Source organism: Imperialibacter sp. (assembly GCF_040222815.1).
Lineage (GTDB): Bacteria > Bacteroidota > Bacteroidia > Cytophagales > Cyclobacteriaceae > Imperialibacter.
Genome location: NZ_JAVKCH010000022.1, coordinates 149,213 through 168,082 on the forward strand (window position 1 = coordinate 149,213; position 18,870 = coordinate 168,082).

Annotated in this window: 19 protein-coding genes; 12 read left to right on the forward strand and 7 right to left on the reverse strand. The window is 47.6% G+C overall.

Going from position 1 to position 18,870, the window contains the following annotated elements; translation table 11 throughout:
- Nucleotides 1-144 precede the first annotated feature (144 nt).
- From RIF36_RS10465 to RIF36_RS10485, 5 genes are all read left to right on the forward strand, one after another.
- Nucleotides 145-339 (forward strand): hypothetical protein, encoded by a 195-nt coding sequence (locus tag RIF36_RS10465; protein WP_350075309.1) that lies wholly within the window; start codon nucleotides 145-147, stop codon nucleotides 337-339.
- Nucleotides 336-506, forward strand: coding sequence for a hypothetical protein (locus RIF36_RS10470; RefSeq protein ID WP_350075307.1), 171 nt, complete (start codon nucleotides 336-338; stop codon nucleotides 504-506). The genes RIF36_RS10465 and RIF36_RS10470 overlap by 4 nt, the downstream gene beginning before the upstream one ends.
- Before the next feature lie 9 nt (nucleotides 507-515).
- Nucleotides 516-1,661, forward strand: a complete 1,146-nt coding sequence (gene purT, locus RIF36_RS10475) for a formate-dependent phosphoribosylglycinamide formyltransferase (protein WP_350128874.1) — start codon at nucleotides 516-518, stop codon at nucleotides 1,659-1,661.
- Nucleotides 1,662-1,812: 151 nt separating this feature from the next.
- Entirely contained in the window at nucleotides 1,813-2,940 is a 1,128-nt protein-coding gene (locus tag RIF36_RS10480) for a ThuA domain-containing protein (protein ID WP_350128871.1), read from the forward strand.
- A gap of 88 nt (nucleotides 2,941-3,028) precedes the next feature.
- Nucleotides 3,029-6,073, forward strand: a complete 3,045-nt coding sequence (locus tag RIF36_RS10485; protein ID WP_350128868.1) for a DUF6797 domain-containing protein — start codon at nucleotides 3,029-3,031, stop codon at nucleotides 6,071-6,073.
- Nucleotides 6,074-6,131: 58 nt separating this feature from the next.
- Here RIF36_RS10485 and RIF36_RS10490 read toward each other — a convergent pair whose 3' ends face one another.
- The 3 genes from RIF36_RS10490 to RIF36_RS10500 form a co-directional block, all read right to left on the reverse strand.
- A complete protein-coding gene (locus RIF36_RS10490) occupies nucleotides 6,132-7,139 on the reverse strand; it encodes a DHH family phosphoesterase (protein ID WP_350128865.1) in 1,008 nt (335 codons plus the stop codon).
- 125 nt (nucleotides 7,140-7,264) lie between these two features.
- On the reverse strand, nucleotides 7,265-8,185 hold the full coding sequence (locus RIF36_RS10495; protein WP_350128862.1) for a sugar phosphate isomerase/epimerase family protein: 921 nt from the start codon (nucleotides 8,183-8,185) through the stop codon (nucleotides 7,265-7,267).
- A 242-nt stretch (nucleotides 8,186-8,427) separates the two neighbouring features.
- Entirely contained in the window at nucleotides 8,428-9,147 is a 720-nt protein-coding gene (locus tag RIF36_RS10500; protein WP_350128859.1) for a hypothetical protein, read from the reverse strand.
- Between the two features lie 273 nt (nucleotides 9,148-9,420).
- Here RIF36_RS10500 and RIF36_RS10505 point away from each other — a divergent pair, with 273 nt between their 5' ends.
- Together RIF36_RS10505 and RIF36_RS10510 are read left to right on the forward strand one after the other, a co-directional pair.
- Nucleotides 9,421-9,639, forward strand: coding sequence for a DUF4926 domain-containing protein (locus RIF36_RS10505; RefSeq protein WP_350128856.1), 219 nt, complete (start codon nucleotides 9,421-9,423; stop codon nucleotides 9,637-9,639).
- Nucleotides 9,640-9,899: 260 nt separating this feature from the next.
- The gene (locus tag RIF36_RS10510; RefSeq protein ID WP_350128854.1) at nucleotides 9,900-10,649 is read left to right on the forward strand and encodes a tetratricopeptide repeat protein; all 750 of its coding nucleotides are present in this window, start codon (nucleotides 9,900-9,902) and stop codon (nucleotides 10,647-10,649) included.
- Between the two features lie 45 nt (nucleotides 10,650-10,694).
- Here the strand turns inward: RIF36_RS10510 and RIF36_RS10515 are convergent, their stop codons facing one another.
- Nucleotides 10,695-10,910, reverse strand: coding sequence for a hypothetical protein (locus RIF36_RS10515; protein ID WP_350128851.1), 216 nt, complete (start codon nucleotides 10,908-10,910; stop codon nucleotides 10,695-10,697).
- 218 nt (nucleotides 10,911-11,128) lie between these two features.
- Between RIF36_RS10515 and RIF36_RS10520 the strand changes: the two genes are divergently transcribed.
- The 4 genes from RIF36_RS10520 to RIF36_RS10535 all read left to right on the forward strand — a co-directional run bounded on the left by RIF36_RS10520 (nucleotide 11,129) and on the right by RIF36_RS10535 (nucleotide 13,995).
- Nucleotides 11,129-12,316: an esterase gene (locus tag RIF36_RS10520; RefSeq protein WP_350128848.1), complete on the forward strand. Its 1,188-nt coding sequence runs from the start codon at nucleotides 11,129-11,131 to the stop codon at nucleotides 12,314-12,316.
- A 191-nt stretch (nucleotides 12,317-12,507) separates the two neighbouring features.
- The gene (locus tag RIF36_RS10525) at nucleotides 12,508-13,113 is read left to right on the forward strand and encodes a DUF2975 domain-containing protein (RefSeq protein WP_350075287.1); all 606 of its coding nucleotides are present in this window, start codon (nucleotides 12,508-12,510) and stop codon (nucleotides 13,111-13,113) included.
- Between the two features lie 64 nt (nucleotides 13,114-13,177).
- On the forward strand, nucleotides 13,178-13,786 hold the full coding sequence (locus RIF36_RS10530) for a DUF2975 domain-containing protein (RefSeq protein WP_350128845.1): 609 nt from the start codon (nucleotides 13,178-13,180) through the stop codon (nucleotides 13,784-13,786).
- Entirely contained in the window at nucleotides 13,786-13,995 is a 210-nt protein-coding gene (locus RIF36_RS10535) for a helix-turn-helix domain-containing protein (protein WP_350097874.1), read from the forward strand. Before RIF36_RS10530 ends, RIF36_RS10535 begins: the two co-directional genes overlap by 1 nt.
- Here the strand turns inward: RIF36_RS10535 and RIF36_RS10540 are convergent.
- The 3 genes from RIF36_RS10540 to RIF36_RS10550 are packed head-to-tail and all read right to left on the reverse strand — an operon-like array spanning nucleotide 13,992 to nucleotide 15,833.
- Nucleotides 13,992-14,411, reverse strand: a complete 420-nt coding sequence (locus tag RIF36_RS10540) for a helix-turn-helix domain-containing protein (protein WP_350128843.1) — start codon at nucleotides 14,409-14,411, stop codon at nucleotides 13,992-13,994. The genes RIF36_RS10535 and RIF36_RS10540 overlap by 4 nt on opposite strands.
- A 4-nt stretch (nucleotides 14,412-14,415) precedes the next feature.
- Nucleotides 14,416-14,748, reverse strand: a complete 333-nt coding sequence (locus RIF36_RS10545) for a type II toxin-antitoxin system HigB family toxin (protein ID WP_350128840.1) — start codon at nucleotides 14,746-14,748, stop codon at nucleotides 14,416-14,418.
- Between the two features lie 47 nt (nucleotides 14,749-14,795).
- Nucleotides 14,796-15,833: a dienelactone hydrolase family protein gene (locus RIF36_RS10550; RefSeq protein WP_350128837.1), complete on the reverse strand. Its 1,038-nt coding sequence runs from the start codon at nucleotides 15,831-15,833 to the stop codon at nucleotides 14,796-14,798.
- A 175-nt stretch (nucleotides 15,834-16,008) separates the two neighbouring features.
- Between RIF36_RS10550 and RIF36_RS10555 the strand changes: the two genes are divergently transcribed.
- Entirely contained in the window at nucleotides 16,009-18,864 is a 2,856-nt protein-coding gene (locus tag RIF36_RS10555; RefSeq protein ID WP_350128834.1) for a CHAT domain-containing protein, read from the forward strand.
- Nucleotides 18,865-18,870: the final 6 nt, after the last annotated feature.

Consider the following 18,870-nt stretch of genomic DNA (forward strand, 5'->3'; position numbering starts at 1 on the left):
TACTCCTTCTCGGCTCTGGAGAACTCGGAAAAGAATTTGTGATCAGTGCCAAAAGGCTGGGATGCTGATCAAAAAAGATTTTGCAACAGTGGGTAGGGGAAAGTACCAAAGTCTTGTATAAGAGAATTCTCAGTATATTTGAATATGGATGAGGTGATAACATACAGGGACATTACCAGGAAGAAGGCTCAATCAAAATTAGAGTCTCTATCAGACGATGAAGCCATGGCAAGAGTACTTGATCTGATGGATTTTTATGCTGCTTTAAAGGCCGCCAATAAAGACTTGAAAGATGACTCCTCAGACATCCTATGGATTGAACTAAAAGAAGCCAAATGATTTCTAATGAAATCAGAGAGTCACTCCAGCACACTTGCTCTGCTCTAAACAAACATGGTGTTGAATACATGCTGATTGGCGGAATTGTGGGTGGTTTCCATGGTTGCCAAAAGCTCTCAGGTGTTGCTGAATATGACATTTTGGAATATAAGCCTGATCTTGATTAGTCTGAACCCATGAAAAAAATACTCCTTCTCGGCTCTGGAGAGCTCGGTAAAGAATTCGTCATCAGCGCTAAAAGGCTGGGCTGCTACGTGGTGGCCTGCGATAGCTATGCAGGAGCGCCAGCCATGCAGGTGGCCGATGAAAACGAAGTATTCAGCATGCTGGATGCTGACAAACTCAGAGAAGCCGTTGAACGTCATCAACCGGACCTGATCGTGCCGGAAATTGAAGCCATCCGCACGGAGGTGCTGGTGGAAATGGAAAAAGAGGGCAGAAACATTGTGCCAAGTGCCCGTGCAGTGAACATGACCATGAACCGTGACCGCATCCGTGACCTGGCAGCAGGTCTCGGCATTCGCACCGCTCACTTCGCCTATGCGGAGTCTGCTGAGCAACTGATGGAAGAAGCTAAAACAATTGGATTTCCAGTGGTGATCAAGCCGGTGATGAGCAGCAGTGGCAAGGGGCAGAGTGTAGCTCAAACCGCTGATGACATCCAAAACAGCTGGGACTATGCCTGCGCTGGCATGCGAGGCGACCGCCAGCGGGTGATTGTGGAGGAGTTTATCAAGTTCGACTACGAGATAACATTGCTTACGGTAAAGCAGAAGAATGGCCCGACGTTATTCTGCGACCCTATCGGCCATGTGCAGGAGCGGGGCGACTATCAGTATAGCTGGCAGCCTCAGCCCATGACAGATAAATTCCGAAAAGACGCTGAAGCCATGGCCAAAGCAGTGACCGACGACCTGGGTGGAGTGGGCATCTTTGGCGTGGAGTTTTTCGTTACCAAAGACGAGGTGATCTTCAGTGAGCTCAGTCCCAGGCCTCACGACACAGGCATGGTAACGCTCATCAGTCAAAACCTCAGTGAGTTTGACTTACATGCCAGGGCAATTCTGGGTTTGCCCATCCCCAACATCAAAGTGACAGAGGGTGCCAGTGCGGTGGTGCTAGCCTCGAAAGATGGAGTGGCACCGACGTATACAGGTGTGGAGGTAGCCATGGCCGAGCCTGACATCGATGTGCGCATTTTCGGCAAGCCCACTACCAGACCTTATCGACGCATGGCGGTGGTGCTGGCTACTGGCAAAGATGCTGTGGGAAGGGCGAGGGTAGCTGCCGCAAAGATCAAGGTGGTTATAAAAGAGATTTGATTGTATCAAGCCGGGTAGTAGTCTCCCTCCTGTGATTTGATGCGGTCGGTTTTTATCTCAAAAACTGCTATGAACGGCAGTGAAGTGTTCGGAGAAAAGTGCTACTTTGAACGTTCTGTTTTCTTTGTTGCAATACCTAAACTGTTTGAAGATGAAATTTTCCCGTTATGCTTTTGCGCTTGTTATCCTTTTCCTATGTGCTAAATGCAAAACCAATACCGAGCCTGACCAGGCTGAACAAACGAAAGAGTGGTTGACCTATGAAGGCCGAACCGACATGCCAAAGGTGGTGCTAATTTCTGGTGATGAAGAGTACCGTTCGGAGGAGGCTTTGTCTCAACTGGCGAAAATTCTTTCTTCACGCCATGGATTCAACTGTACAGTTCTGTTCGCACAGGATCCAGCCATGCCTGGAATAGTTAACCCCAACTATGTGCGCAACATACCAGGGATGGCGGCCCTTGATACCGCCGATCTGATGGTCATTTTCACCCGCTTTCGTGCTTTGCCAGATCAGCAAATGCAGTACATCGACAACTATTTAAAAAGTGGAAAGCCGGTGATTGGCATGAGAACGGCTACCCATGCATTCAATTTTACGGCGGCAGATTCTGCCTCGAACTGGAAGCATTACGGAAATTACTACGATGCCGAAGGTGAATGGCAGGGTGGCTTTGGTCGCCTGGTGCTGGGAGAAAAATGGATTTCACACCATGGCAACCACAAACATCAAAGTACCCGTGGGGTGGTAGCCTCGGATACCGTGGGGCATCCCATTCTCAGTGACATCGGGGAAGGAGAAGTATGGGGGCCAACCGATGTATATGGCGTGCGGTTGCCTCTGCCGGGTGATTCACAACCTATTGTGCTGGGGCAGGTGGTCAATAGGGCAGGTGAGTATGCAGAAGATGATGTCCTGTACGGGATGCGCTTTACCGACAATGAAGTAGCTGGCGTTGAGGTGGAAAAAGACAAAGAGGGGAACGAAAAGACAATCACCAAAAACGCCCCAATGATGCCTGTAGCATGGGTGAAAAGCTACCAGATTCCGGGAGGGCGGACAGGAAAAGTATTTGCCACTACTATGGGGGCTGCCACCGACCTTTTGACCGAGGGCACACGCCGGATGATGGTCAACAGTGTTTTTTGGAGCCTTGACCTCCCGGTTCCTGAAAAAGCCAATGTAGACACGGTAGGAGTTTATCAACCCAGTCAGTTCGGTTTTCACGACGACCAGTATTGGCTGGACAAAAACTTGAGTGTGAAATCTTTACAATAGGTCTGGTTACACATGCGCAGCGGGATCTGTCGGTTCGGGCAACAGTGTTTGATCATTAATCCTTCCATTTGACCTCAATACTTTAGTCATGAAACAGATTCGTTCCCATTTGATGCTGCTGGTGATAGCAGCGATGTGTTTTGTCAGTTGCAGCACTCACCCCCTTACAGGTACATGGGATTTCACTATTTCGTTTGGGGACGAGGAACTTACAGGAACGTTGCAGTTGAATCAGGCAGGCGATACTTACAAGGGAGTGATGAGGTCTTTTGATCTCGGCACGATGGACATCGGGAATTTGCAGGTAGATGGGCAACGAATAACGGGTAACATCCTGATGTGGCAGGAAGATCAGGCGACCGTAACCGGGGAATTTGAGGGAGATCGTTTTTCAGGCGTCGTTACACTCGACCAGAAAGAATACCCGATTACTGCAACAAGGCAGTCCGAACCTACCAGGGCTTACGAACCTGCCAAAGTAGACTACGTGTTATCTGAAAGCGATGTGGCAGATGCGGAGTCCAATATCGATCATGCCGGGTTAATAGAAGACTTCAGCAGGGAGGGATATGTCCGTGGAGGAAGGGTCTATAATGCGAATTGTATCAATTGTCACGGTAACAAGGATGTGGAGGGATCAATCCCTATGTCGCTGCAGTTTTGGGCGCAGCCTTTTAAGGCAGGGTTTGATCCTTTTTCCATGTATCAAACGATCACCAGGGGCTATGGGGCGATGCCAGCACAGCTCATACTCACACCACAGGAAAAGTATGATGTCATTTCATACATCAGGGAGGAGTTCGTAAAAAATAACAATACTGATCAGTACTTCAAGGTGACTCCTGGCTACCTGGCCGGTCTACCAAAGGGTACATCGAGAGGGCCGGCCGCTATGCCTTATCATCCCTGGTCCGATATGGATTATGGTAATTTTTTCATCAACACCTATGAATTGGCAGATGAAAAAACCGCTGTTCCCAGGTATCACTCGCCGGGACCGTCGCCGTTTCCCGATGAAGACTACAGCAAAAACAATTTTGCCTACAAGGGCATTGCGATCAGGCTCGACGAAGGAGCTGGGGGAGTGTCGAAGGGCAACAGTTGGATGATTTTTGACCACGATGTGATGCGTGTTGCAGGCGGATGGACAGGTGAAGAGTTCATTGACTGGAATGGCATCCTGTTGAATGACCGACACGAGACCTATCCCAGAACCATTGGGAAACTCCACTTTGAAACACCGGTTGGGCCGGGTTGGGCGAATCCGGCGACTGGCTCTTTTGAAGATCCCCGTTTTACAGCGAGGGATGGGAGGCAATTTGGGCCGCTACCGAAAAAATGGGCCAACTACAAGGGGCTCTATTATTTTGAAGACAAAGTGGTGATCTCCTATTCGGTTGGTAATGCGGATATTCTGGAAAGCCTTGGTGTGGAACAGCATGACGAGCAGACGATCTTTATCAGAACCTTGAACATGAGTCCTTCCAAACAGGCACTTAAGCTGAGGGTGGCCGTAGCCGGAACTGCTGTTGCCATGTCGGGAAACGGCGCTTCACTGGCGGAGGAAGATGGTTATGTGATCCTCAACGTGGCTCCTGGCACTCTGTCTAAAATCAAGCTTTTTATTGCAGGCACTGGAAGCAAAGCACTTGGCGATTATGTAGCCAGTGCTAGCCCACCGGAATCATTGGATCAATACACCCACGGAGGTCCGGCGCACTATTCGCAAGTGATACGCACAACCGTAACAAAAGGCAGAGAGGAGGGCCAATTTGCGGTAGATAATATGACACCTCCTTTCGACAATCTCTGGAAGTCGAGAATGAAGTTTAGCGGCATTGATTTTATGCGGGACCCTGACGTGGCCGTTTTGTGTACTACCGATGGCGACGTGTGGAAAGTCACTGGCCTTCTGGATAAGAAGGGGGCCCTTGTTTGGAAAAGGATCGCATCAGGACTGTTTCAGCCGCTTGGCATCAAAGTGCTGGAGGAGAAGATTTACGTTACCTGCCGTGACCAGCTTGTTCTGCTTAGGGATTTGAATGGCGACGAAGAAACCGACTTTTATGAAAGCTTTAATCATGACCATCAGGTCACTGATCACTTCCATGAGTTTGCCATGGGGCTTCAGGCTGATAAGGAAGGGAATTTATACTATGCCAAGAGTGGTCGCCATGCCCGGGAATCACTTATTCCCCAGCATGGCACCTTACTGAAAGTGAGTAAAGATGGATCCAAAACTGAGATCATTGCCACAGGGTTTAGGGCTGCTAACGGCGTATGTATCAATCCCGATGGCAGCTTTATTGTCACCGATCAACAGGGGTATTGGAATCCGATGAACCGGGTGAACTGGATTGAAGGAAAAGGTAAATTCTATGGCAATATGTGGGGCTATAATCCCCCAAAAGATAGTAGTCGTGCAGGTATGGAGCCTCCAATGGTTTGGATAGATATGGAATTTGACCGGTCGCCGTCGGAGCTACTATGGGTAGATAGCAAGAAGTGGGGGGCGCTCGACGGCAGCCTGCTCAGCTTTTCTTATGGTTATGGGAAAATTCAGCTTGTGCTAACCGAAAAGGTGGATGGGCAGCGACAGGCGGGGGTGATCGACCTGCCGGGTGTAAAGTTTTTGAGTGGAGTGATGAGAGGGCGCTTTAATTCTGAAGATGGACAGTTGTATGCTTGTGGCATGTCGGCGTGGGGCACTTCGCAGATGATGAGAGGAGGGGAATTCTACAGGGTTCGCTACACCGGAGCACCGCTATCGGTTCCTGTGGCGCTGGCAGTGGAAGACGATGGAGTAAGGCTCAGCTTTGCCAGCGAAATGGACCGCAACAAGGCGATGCAGCCGACCAATTATGAAGTGCAAACCTGGGACATCGTCAGAAGCAGAAAGTACGGTTCAAAACGATACAACATGCAAACCTTGCCTATTCAGGGTGTGCAGCTAAGTAGGGATGGCAAGACGGTCAAACTTTTCCTGGAGGAGATCAAGCCGGTCGACATCATGACTATTACCTATGCGGTGACTGACGTGCAGGGCAACGAACTCAAAGGCAAGCTTCAAAACACCATCCATCATCTGAAGCCCGTGCAAAAAGCAAAAGCCGATGGATTGTTGCTGGAGTAACAATGAGGATTATTAGCCCAGCAGAATAGCCAACCTCTCCGAATCCATTGTGGTTGACCTAATGAGCCAGTGAGAAATACCCGGGAATCAAATCTTTGATTTTAGCCAGCGTTTCATCAACCGACAACTCACTCATTCCGCCGGCGGCGTTGGCATGGCCACCGCCATTGAAATGCTCGGAAGCCATTACGTTGACAGGGTTTTCCTTCCCTTTAGACCGAAACGATATCTTCATGATCCCATCACGCTCGGTAAATACAATAGCGGCTTTCATGCCTTTGATAGATAAGGCAAGGTTGGCCAGGCTGTCTGTGTCTCCTTTTTTATAATGGTATTTCTCAAGCTCTTCTTTTGATAAAGAAATGACAGAGACTTGATAGTCTTCCATGATTTCCAGTTTTTCAGCCATGGCATATCCTTGCAGGCGCAACCGGCTCGCTGTATTGTTGTCGCTGAGCATCTCATGTACCAGGTGATGTTGCACGCCTGCGGCCAATAGTTTTGCCAGTATTTCATGGGTGCGGGGCTGTACGGACGAAAACCGAAAACTTCCCGTATCTGTCAGAATGCCGAGGTACATCGGAGTGCCTATTTTTTCATCGAGTAAGTCGCCATGTCCTGATTGCTCGATCAGTTCCACGATCAATTGTGAGGTAGAAGAAGCAGAGGTCTCCGATACAGTAATTGTAGGAAACCCTTGCGGGTTTAGATGGTGATCAATCATGATCTTTTGGCAATTAGCGGACTCCAGCAGTATTTGCATGTCAGAGCCTACCCGATCAGTGCTATTGTAGTCTAAACAAAAGATTAGATCAGATTTTTCAAAGGCATTTGTTACCTTCTCCGGCTCGTCGCTCATGAGCACAATAGGAGAGGTGTCCAGCCAATATAAAAAGTCGGGCGCCGCATCAGGATGGCAAATCGTAGCCTTTTTGCCCAGCTTTTCTATAAAGTGCAATAGCCCCAGCGAACAGCCTACTGAGTCGCCATCGGCAGATTTGTGGGAGGTGATAACGATAGAAGAAGAGGCAAGTATTTCGGCTTCAATTTGTTTGTAGATGTTCATTGGGTAAGGCTCTTTTAAGGATGCATTCGGGTAAATAGAAAAGCCAACCTTGCGGCTGGCTTTTCGCTTCTGATATTTGGCTTTCACTCAGCGTCTCTCGAAGAGGACGCTGAGCTGGTCATGTTTTATTTGAATCCGATTTCAGCCAGGCCTTTGTGGCTGATGTTAATAGCCTCAAAGGGAGGCAGACCGAAGGTGGCATCTTGCTCCACCATGTAGAACTCCATACCTGACTGAGCTTTGGCGGCCAGTATTTTCTTAAAGTCGATGCTTCCTGTGCCTACAGGAGCAAAATTGCCTTCAGCATTCATGTCCTTTACGTGCCATGCTTTGAAACGCCCTGGATACTTCTCGAAGTAAGCAAGCGGGTCAGCACCTGCTTTGGCTACCCAGAACAGGTCCATTTGGAAGTTCACAACGTCGGCGTTGCAATTTTCCAGCAGGTAGTCGATCAGCACAGTGCCATCTTCTCCTGGCATAAACTCAAAGTTGTGGTTGTGGTACAACAGCTTCAGGCCTGCTGCCTTACATTTTTCTCCAAGGGTATTCAGGATCTCTGCTATGTCAGCAGGTGTGCCTTTCATACCCATTGTCATGGTTTCTCTGTTGAAAGTAAACATACCCATAGGCGGAACAGGAATCACGAAGTATTCAATGCCAGCGGCTTTGCAGTCGGCGATCAGCTGGTCTGCATTTTCCATCGTCACCATGCCCATGTGAGCGCTTTTTGCTGTCAAACCAAGGTTGGCAAGGTAAGCTTTGAAATCGGCTGGTGCCATGCCGTAGAACTTGCCTTCTTCATAATTGGCAGCTTCTACATAGGCGTAACCGGCATCGGCGACGGCTTGCAGAGTGGCCTTGGGGTCGGTGGCCATAGAATCACGCACGGTGTAGAGTGCCAGGCCTCCGAAAGAGGTGGGCTCAGCCTGTACAGTGGCGATTGAGTCGGCAGTTTCTTCAGTTGAGCTGGTTTTGGTGCTACAGGCCGTAAAGCCGATGACCAGCGCCAGTAAAATGACAAAGCCTAAGGTGAAATAACGTTTCATACTATGTTTAGTGTTTAATGCGTCAAAGTTACGCAAGTTCAGGGAAAATTTTGAATAATAAGGGGATAGTCTGTACACAGTATGATTGGAGACAATATCAGTATCTTCTACCCCCTTGGGCTGTCCCCAGACAGCCCAACACTACACCGCAAATTGGCAGGAATCTGCGGAGGGAGTGGCCTCGACTAAAAGCCACTATTTAAATAGGAGAATTTCAGCCCGGGAGCCTCTCATTGTTACTGCTAGTTCACCAGCCATTCATTCTGCTCCTCAATGATCATGGCAAGGCAGAATGCAGCCATCTTAAGCTTTTGATCAGCTGGCAAATCAGACGATATCCAGATATTTCGCTTGGGAGTAGCCTGCACGGCACCAATTTCAACGTCTCCCCTGTAGATAGCGAAGCCTACCCAGAGGGTGAAAGGAGCTACTCTGCCATTGTCCATTCGCTTCACAGGCACCAGCTTGTATTCCTCCGTATCGGTTTTGATAGCGCCGGTAAAAACACCATTGGCTACCGAAGCCGCCAGTCCCCAGGTGAGCGTGTCAGCACTGGAGGTGATGAGTGCTGTTACATTCTGCGAACCCTGCGACATGGTAATGTTCGGGAACCAGGAGTTTTGTGAGCTTTGTACCAGTCCGTCTTTCGACATGTTAACGATGGCCGTGTCACCGACCCCGTTGATCATGGTGAAAGCTAGCTGTTGGCTTGAAGAAGAAATCGTGCCCTGTATATTGCTTCTGCTGTTGGTGGTAAGCCAGCCAGCCTTGGCATAGACGATTTTGTATTCATCGAAGTAGTAATAGGGGACTGCTTTCATTCCTTTATACTTGACTTGCTGAGGCTGTGCTTTGGCACTCAGGGAAGGATCAATTTCCATGATCATTTGGGCATTGACTGCTGAAAGCGAGACAATTGATGTAATGGCCGCTGCTGCGATTTTAGTGAGAAAAGTTCTCATGACAAGGTTCAGGTTAGAAGTGAGGAACAGTTGATCAAATTTCGGTGTGAATATGGTAGATAGTTGGGGAATTATTGATAGGTGAGGGGTAACATTTTTTCTCTGCGACAACGGTTACATCGGCGCCCATGTCCTGTTCTCTGAAGGGGTGTAAAAGAAACGAATGCAGGTGCAGGTCTGTCGGGGGACAGACCAGGGAGAGGAATCAAGTGTTTGGTTCAAGGAAAAGGAAACTGATTTTCTTAAATTAGTCACTGCATATCCTTTTTAGCGATGATAGAGAATTTTGACAGAGTAGTTTTGACCGAAGATTTGCCGGAGCGTGGCCTGGTGAAAGGTGATATTGGTACGGTCGTAATGATTCATGATAACAAGAAAGGGTATGAAGTTGAATTTTTCACGCTGATGGGCAAAACCCGAAGTGTTGAAACCCTCAACACAAGTCAAGTAAAGGCTGTTAAAGCCAATGAGGTGGCAAATAGTATAGAATAGGAGTAAGCTTGCGCCGGTTCGAGTGGCTTTTGCCTATAATTTTTATTCAATAATTTGAGATTGTAAGCTGAAAGCTTAACTCAACAACCCAAAAGTTACACAAGAGCTAAACTTGCGGGAGTTGGGAATAAAATGAATATAACACCTAAAATTGTAGATTGGAGGAAGGAAAGACCTTTTTCTTAAGCCTAATAGTCTCTTTAAGTGGGTTGGGGATAATTTACTTTTTTGACATAAAAAGCAGAAAACCAAATTTTTGAATGAAAGGAAAACTAAAGATTTTGACCATTTTGCTCTTGTGTGCCGTCCAAGCAGTGGGGCAAGAATTAACACGCTATGACAATTACTGTGAGTTAGCAAGTAATCATAACTTAGAGGATAATTTTAGCCAGGCAATTCTTTATTATGACAGTGCAATTGCTTTGAATCCAACTGGTCTTCGTGCCTACTACGGTAAGGCCGGAGTTTATCGACAATTGGAGGATTTTGACGAGGTTTTAATAAATTATGAAAAGATTATTGAGATTGATTCTGACGCAGATTTATTTTTTCAGCGAGGAGTATTAAGAGAGGCACTAAACGACGCAATTGGAGCGATACAGGATTTTACACGTGCGATTGAATTAGACTCGACTCGGATTTTCTATTATATAGAAAGAGCGGAAGCAAAAATGATTTTGAAAGACAATAGAGGTGCAATTATCGACTATTCAAAATATATTAGCTTCTTACAAAAACATAACTCTGTTTATCCGTTTTTTGGAAAATCCTTGCCCGAATCGCTAGTGTCGAGAGCGCTTGCAAAAACTAGTTTGTCGGACTATCAAGGAGCGATTCGAGATTGCGATGATGCTATTCTTTTGTCAGACAAATATGCACACGCCTACCACATTAGGGGGTATGCGAAAGTAAAGATCGGGCAGGACAATGAGGGTTGTTTAGATTTGAGCAGGGCTGGAGAACTCGGTGCAGATGGAGCTTATGGATTTATTTCCGAGTATTGTAATTGAATGGTAATTATTTCGATTTTATCCCCGAGTTTATCACAGCACAAATTACCCACCATCTCCCCTCCGAATAAGTACCCAGCCCAAAGATTCGGTCGTAGCGATCATCGCAAGCAGCATGGCCAGGATGCCCCAGGAAAAGTCGGCCTGGTTAGTGGCGATTTGATAGCCCCAATAGCCACTAACTCCGATGCCTCCAATGGCTATCAGGATACAGCCCAATCCATAATAGATAGCGAATTCACTGCGAGCCTTTTGAGGCATAATCTGGTTGTTTATCAATGATTATTCTTGCCAGGAACTAGCATCACAGGACCTGTAACACTTTTGCAACATAATCTCGGCAAATTGCTCCAAAAGCTGCCAGTGTTGATCACAATTAATTATTTGCAACTCCGTAAACAAATTGTGTTGTATCGACACAATGAAACCACTACCTTTAAGTAACGGGAGCAACCCTCCCACACTTAAACTACATACCAATGAAGAAACACTTACTGAATAGGAGGGCCCTTGGCTTTCTGCTGGTGCTTGGGGTCACGGTGAGCCTGGCCAATACTGCCTCAGCGCAATTTCGCCGCAATCCGGTGGTGTCGCCGGAAATACATGCCGACAATAAAATAACTTTCAGGGTGTATGCACCCAATGCCAACGAGATTACCCTGTCGGGTGATTGGATGGGGCAGGGCAAAACCGAGCCCCTTGTCAAAGGAGATACCGGACTGTGGGCGGTTACTGTCGGCCCGCTGGAGGCTGAGCTGTATGGCTACAGCTTCACGGTCGATGGCGTGTACACCCTCGATGCCTCCAATGCCCTCGTAAAGCGGGACGGCGTGCGCAACATCAGCTTCTTTATGATCAGGGGCAAAGGATCCGACCTGTACGAACCCAAGCACGGTGCCAAAGGCATGGTGAGCAAGGTGTGGTACGAGTCGCCAACACTTGGCCTCACCCGCCGCATGTATGTGTATACCCCACCGGGATACGAGAACAACAGCAAAGAGACCTATCCTGTCTTCTACCTGCTGCATGGCGGCGGTGGCGACGAGGATGCCTGGACAGAGCTGGGTCTGACTCCGGCGATCATGGACAACCTGATCAACTCCGGCCAGGCCAAGCCCATGATTGTGGTAATGACCAATGGCAACCCCGATCAAACAGCGGCCAGCATTGAAGCACCAGCCAAACTTCCGGGCCAGGAGGTTCCGGGGCCTTTCGGTATGGCCAATAAGAAATTTGAGGAGAGCCTGGTGAAAGATGTGGTTCCGTACATCGAAAGCCATTACAGGGTGAAAAAAGGTAAAGAAAACCGTGCTTTGTCTGGCCTCAGTATGGGTGGCTGGCAAACCCTCAACACCACGTTCGACAATCCTGACATGTTCGATTACATCTGCGTGATGAGCATGGGCTTTGTGAAGGATAGCCCTTTCGGACTGCCCAACAACGGTGAAGGCAGGGGCAAAGACATTGACGCACTGAAAAAGGCCAATCCGAAAGTATACTGGATTGCCTGCGGTAAAGACGACTTTCTGTACGACAGCGTAGTCAACCTAAGAAACACGCTCGACGAGCATGGTTTCAAATACAAGTATGTAGAAAGCACTGGAGGCCACACCTGGACCAACTGGCGTATTTACCTGTCGCAGTTTGCGCCGGTGCTGTTTAAGTAGAAACTGGTTTTTACTCGATTTATGGTTTCAGGTCTGCTCTTTGGGGCAGGCCTTTTTTTGTTTCCCCGGAATGCAGTTGTTCATTTGAATCCCTTACACCACATTTGGCGAAGAATGAATTTCTTCAATATTTTTTGATATTAATAAAAGGTATATTATTATTGTTTATCAATAATTATTTTCCGCATAACATGAATAAGCTTCGTATCATTCGCATCATTATTAAAGCCAGTATGGGCTTGCTGATTTTAGGGATGGTGTTCGTTACCATCTTCTTTGCGTCGATGAAGGAAGGTGTGTTTATCGAGATCGAACAGCCGCATTGGGTAATCAAATCGGATCAATTACAGGAAGTGTTGAGAACACAGTTGCCTGTTCCGGATAAACCCATGTTACTTTCTGTGGAAACACTGGAAATGCGACTACCGGTACATCTCAATCTAAGGTTGATTGTGATCGCAATGATGTTCATGGTGTCGGGCTATATGCTCTGGATACTCTGGCTCATAGCAACAATCATTCATGATGTGATGAAGGGCACACCGTTCAACCTGAGCAGTAGCAAGAGAGTGAAGCTTATCGGCACGCTGGTTGTGCTGGCTCCTTTGGGCGAGTGGATACTCAATGTCTTTTTCTCGTTTTGGATCGATAATCGATTTCATTTCGAAGGAATGACCCTGGAAACAGACGCCAGTCTGGGCTGGCCGGTGTTCATACTTGGGTTGTTGATTGTGGTGCTGGGCGTAGCCTTCGAGCAGGGCCAAAAAATACAGGAGGAAAACGAACTGACAATTTAGGAAGAGCACTTTCGAGACGGTTCTGTTCAATTCTTAAATAGCTTGTAGTTGTAAAATTGATGATATGAAAAAACTCAATATCGCTCAGGGTGTCATCACCTTCCTTATATTGTCGCTGTGGCTGGGCGTGGCTGTAGGCACTGTTTCTCTCGTGACTATGAAGGAAGGCAGGTATTACGAGATGAGCGAACCCCATCTCAGGGTGCAGTCGGACGTATTACACAAAAGCCTTGGCGAAACCCTGGCAAACAGCATTCCCGAATCGTTCAAAATCAGGGTAGACACTATGAAATTAAGCCAACCCATTGACGGAGGCTTGAAAGCACTACTACTTTCGATTGTGTATTTGTCTGTTGGATACCTGACCTATGTGCTCTTTGTTTTCAAAAGCATTATCAACGACGTGAGAAGAAGCAACTCGTTCAATAAGGAGAATATACAAAGAGTGAAATTGCTCGGTTTGCTGATTGTTATTGGCCCATTTGCCAATTGGCTGGTGGCGAAGGCCATGGTATGGTGGCTTGAATACAATTACCTGTTTGATGGGCTAAAGGTTGTTTCAGACTCGTCTTTTGACTTTACCGTGTTTCTAATGGGCCTCATCATCATGGTGCTGGGCGTAGCCTTTGAACAGGGGCAGGAAATTCAGCAGGAAAACGAACTCACTATCTGATGCCGATTATAGTCAACCTTGATGTAATGATGGCGAAGCGGAAGATCCGTTCCAAAGACCTGGCCGACAGGCTGGGCATCACCGAAGCCAACCTGTCGATACTGAAGACAGGGAAGGCCAAAGCAGTGCGATTTTCTACGCTGGAAGCTATTTGTAAAATACTGGAATGCCAGCCGGGGGATATTTTGGAATTCAGGGAGGAGGATTAGTTGGCGAGGCTGGCACGCTTTTGCACACTTGCCTTTGCGTCGAACAAAGGATAGGGCCGGTTAAAAGCCTCTTGCATTACTTTGAAATGAGTAGAGAGCTTGCGGATCACTTCTTTCGACATCCCTTTTTTATAGTTTAAAATATCAGAGACATAGCCTTTACTTATACCCAAAAGATCAACAAGGTCTTTTGATTTCATTTCGTGTTCTTCCATGAAGGAGCGAAGGAGGCTTACCGGGTCACTATCATCAAAGGTGTTGTTCTCTTCGTCATACTTTTCTATCAACAGTGTGAGTAAATCTATCTCGTCGGCAACATTGGCATTTTGATTTGAATCCAGAAGATCTTCTAGTTGTGCACAGTATTTATTGTACTGGCCGTCACTCTTGATTACCGTGTATTTTAAAGTTTCCATATCGTTAAAAGCTGCTAACAGTGTATTGTAAATTGCTTTTGCAGAGCTTGTCATATTCGGCATGAGTGCCAATCCAGCATACAAACAGGTGGGTTGTGCTACTTCCAAAAGCATATTTGCATATCATCCTGCAATTGTTGCCGACTATATCAAATATTACTCTGCAACTGCCATTGCCTAACAAATCTGCTGTATTGAATGTGCTCTTAATGTCTCCTGGTTCATTCCAATCGGCAAACTTTAACTTTTCCAGCCAATTTGTAAAACTAGATCTGAACTGCGAGTGAACAGCTGCGTAGTTTTCAATTGTCCGTTTCTTGATTAGGTGAACCCTCATATCTGCAACAGTAAAGATAAATGAAATAGTTCACATTTTGTGAACTTTCACCCCTTCACCAAATACTTATCCAGCCATCCTACCACCAGCTTTCGCATCTCAGGCAGCTCTTCATGCGGGCAGTCGAACAGCTCGATGAGGCAATCTTCTTCCCGGCCATGTTGCTTGTACAGCGCCAGCAGATAGTCTCTGATTTTCTCCACACCGGCAGGCGGCGTCAGCAAATCCAACCGTCCATTCAAGCTGAGGTGGGGCCGGGGAACTATCAGCTCGTTAATGGTGCTGGCAGAAAAATGTTTGAGTATTGAAGGCACATAATAGTAGATACCATGGCCACTGAGATTGCCGATTTTCATCAGCTCGTCAAAGTCGGTGAGGCAGCAAAGGTCGAGGCAGGTAGTGATGCGGGTATCGAGCGCCGCCAGCCACCAGGCTTTGGTGGCCCCCATCGAGAGCCCGAACACGCCCACCCGGCTGGTGTCGGCTTCCGGCCGGGCCAGCAGGTAGTCGAGGGCTTTCATTTCGTCCCACAGCATCATACCAAAAAGTGTTTGCCCTTTCCATAGCATTTCCTTGAAAGTGTCGGCTTCGCCAAACGCTCCATTTTTCAATCGGTTCCTTTCGCCAAAGCACCAACTGTCGACGGCCAGGGTCATGATGCCCTTTTGTGCATATACTTCTGCATAGGCCGGCATCACAGTTCGGCCGTTAAGCAATTCCTCTTTCCCTACTTCATAAGTGCCAAAGTGGGCATGGCAGTAGAGCATACAGGGCGCCTTGCCTTTCAGGTTGTCCGGCACAAGTAGGATGCCAGGCACTTTTTCCTGTCCATTGAAATCGAACTCCAGGTGTTCCAGCGTAAAGCCGTTGTGCTTTTCTTTTCGAATTAGTTGTGGAGGCTTGGGCGCATGCCGGGTGGGCAAGTCTCCCAACAGCCCGAGTAGTTTTTTGCGCTGAGAAGCCTGGTAGTCGGCGTAAGATGTGTTTTGAAGGGGCATAGATAGAACGAATTGATCAAGCGGCAGCATTCCGGCCAACGAAGCAGCTACAGATTTCTTAATGAATGTTCTTCGGGCATGAAGCATACGCTTGTTTTTTGCTATTGGAAGGTAAGCATTTTTTAAACACGTTTTTATCTGCGGCAAACGGTGTTGTTTCACAATTTCCAATGGCACCTTTTGCTTTCACGATGAGTAAACTTTACTTTCCGGTAGCAACTGCGCTATTATACCCAACTAAACAACTCAGAGGATCGGTTCTATGAAGGACACCGGCGGCAGGCCCATTACAGGTGTGCTCAATGTATTTATTTTTTTGGCAAAAAAGAGCTTGTTGAGCCTGCTTTGCAAGCAAGCTTTGGCGGTGCTGGTCTTTACTCTTATGGCAGCTTGCGGCCCTAAGGAAAACAGAGATCTTGACCATAATCTATCGGCAACCCACAGTTTGTCGCCATCCGTTTCGTTAGCAGATCAAGAAAGAAATGCAGGAGAATACCAGCAAGCTTATGAACTGTACGATAGCCTGGCAAAAGTATTAGGGCCGGAAGAAAAAGTGTATGCTTCCATCAACGGGGAACTATGCCGTTTCTTGTGGAATGACACGCTTAGCGTACTTTCCCCGGGGCGTTTGCCACTTGCCATCACTGTAAGTCAAAGAGTATCAGAAAGCCTCCTCCAAGGCATTTTTGAAACCAGAAATGGCCGCTCTGGCCTCAAGAGCTTTTACCAAGCCGGTGCATTACTTCGGTCTGACGATAAAAAGGAGACTTTCGAGTATTTTGCCATGTTGGAGCAGCTTGCCTGGTGTCATCAGATGGTGCACGGCGAAACTGATTCATCTTATTTCTATTACAAAAGAGCGCTGGATATGGCTGGCGATTTTGAAGTGCTGTCGCCCCATATTCCACGACTTCTCGTGCAACTTTCGGAAGTGGCCATTACCAATAGGGATTTTGTAGCAGCCCTTGGCTACACAGAAGATGGCTTAAGACAAAAGCCTCACAACAAAGATCTTCATGAGTTGCTGATTCTGAAGGCAACACTGATGCGACGAATGGAGAAATTCGATTCGGCCACTTACTACTATCAGTTGGCGGACGAAAAAGTCCAATTGCAAGCAGACACCGCTAGCCTGGCCAAGCTTTTGAGGGAAAGAGCGCTTCATGAAATGATCGTGAATAACGACTCTTTGTTCCTCCTCCAAATGATGCGTCTGGAAAGTTTGCCTGCGCACTTTGCAAGCAATGCCTGGATTAGCACCGACCGTTTGTACGGCTTTTATCACTTTCTAAGGGGAGATGCTCAGGCAAGTATCGATGCCTATGAGAGGGCTGTGGCACATTTTTCCAGACAAAAGCTTCCTGATATTGTTCAAACAACAGAGGCGTTTTGGGTGCTGTCATACTTGTACCGGCAATTAGGACAGTATGACAAAGCGGAGAAGAATATTTTTGCAGGCATCGTCTACTTTTCACCCTACAAAAATGCCCCTTTCTCCTGGGAGGTTGTGATATCGCCCGAAGTCTCCAACCGGGGTTTTAATTTCGTGAACTATCAGCAACTGGCGGAAATCGAGTTGAAACGCTATAAAGACAGGTCTTCTGATCAGGAGAGCCTAAGGCGATCATTTGAAATATATCAGTTGATCGATTCGCTGATGTTCCAACAAATCAGGGCTGTTGAAGAGGATGCGCTGCTGATGTTTTTGCGCATTGGCCGGATGGTTTATTCCGGGGCTATTGAGGCGAGCTTTCATTTGCACCAGCTTACGCAAGACACAGCTTACCTGAACCAGGCACATATGTACATGGAAAGGAGCAAAGGACTGATTACCTACCAGGACTTGCTTGCCAGGAACCAGGAATATTTTTCGGAAGTACCGGAGGAATTCAGGACAACGGAGCTTCAACTGAAAGCCCAGATAGCCGCCATGAAGAGGAGCTACGCTTACGATTCAAGGGAAATGACTGCACTGCTAAGAAAGGCCGACGACTACTATGCCGACATGCAGGACAAATACCCGAACTACTACAAAGCCAAATATCAGATAAACCCGGATTCTTACACTCATTATGCCGACATGGCCGACGCCCGTGAAGCCACCTTTGTGCAGTATTTTGTGAATGACGACTATGTGTATGCCTTAAGTTACGGCGGCGAGGGCCGATTTGAGCGAGTTGAGGTGGATGCGCCTTTTACGACAGCTCTTAATGTGTTGGAAACGCAACTGGCGAAGCTGCCCAATCGACAGGGTGGGGCAGCAAAAGAAGCCTTTATGGAATCCTCGGCACTGTTGTACAACAAGTTATTAAGGCCGCTGGGCAATATCCAAAAGTCTCTTCTGGTCATTCCCGACGGTGCGTTGGCTTATCTTCCATTTGAAGTGCTCGCAAAGGAGGTGGCGGTTTCATTTCGGGATGCACCCTATCTGATCAAGACCTGTGAGGTGAATTATGCGCCGAGCTTGCAAATTTATGCTCTTAATCAAGGTAAAAAAGGACTTCCTACAGATGAGGTTGTTGCCTATTCGTTTACAAAACCACTGGGTGAGCTTGATGCACTGCCCGGCACAAAGCGGGAAGTCGCATTGCTCGGTAAAGTGTTTTCAGGGAGTGATGTTCAGTTGAGAACAAATGAGGAAGTGACCAGGGAAAGATTGCTGGAGGATTTGGTTTCGGGAGGCGATATTCTCCACCTGGGTTTACATGCATCGTCCAGTTTGGCTGATAAATTGGAGAATAAGATTGACTGCTATTCTCCCACAGGCCTTGATCAGGATGCCCTGTATGGCTACGAGATTGCACCCTTGCCTGTGAAAGCACATACGGTAGTGCTCACGGCCTGTCAGTCGGCCTTTGGGCCCGTGGTGGAAGGAGAAGGCACGTACAGCCTGGCCAGGGCATTTAAACAGGCTGGTGTAGCCAACGTCGTAGCGTCTTTGTGGAACCTTTCCGATGGCACTACTTCCACTTTGGTTGGGAGTTTTTATGAAGGGCTAAGTCAGGGGAAAAGTGCCGCTTCAAGCCTTTCACTTGCCAAACGAAAATACCTGAAAGAGGCGGACGAGCTTATGGCTCATCCGCATTTTTGGTCAGGGCTTGTTTGTCAGGGGCAATAGCTGAGC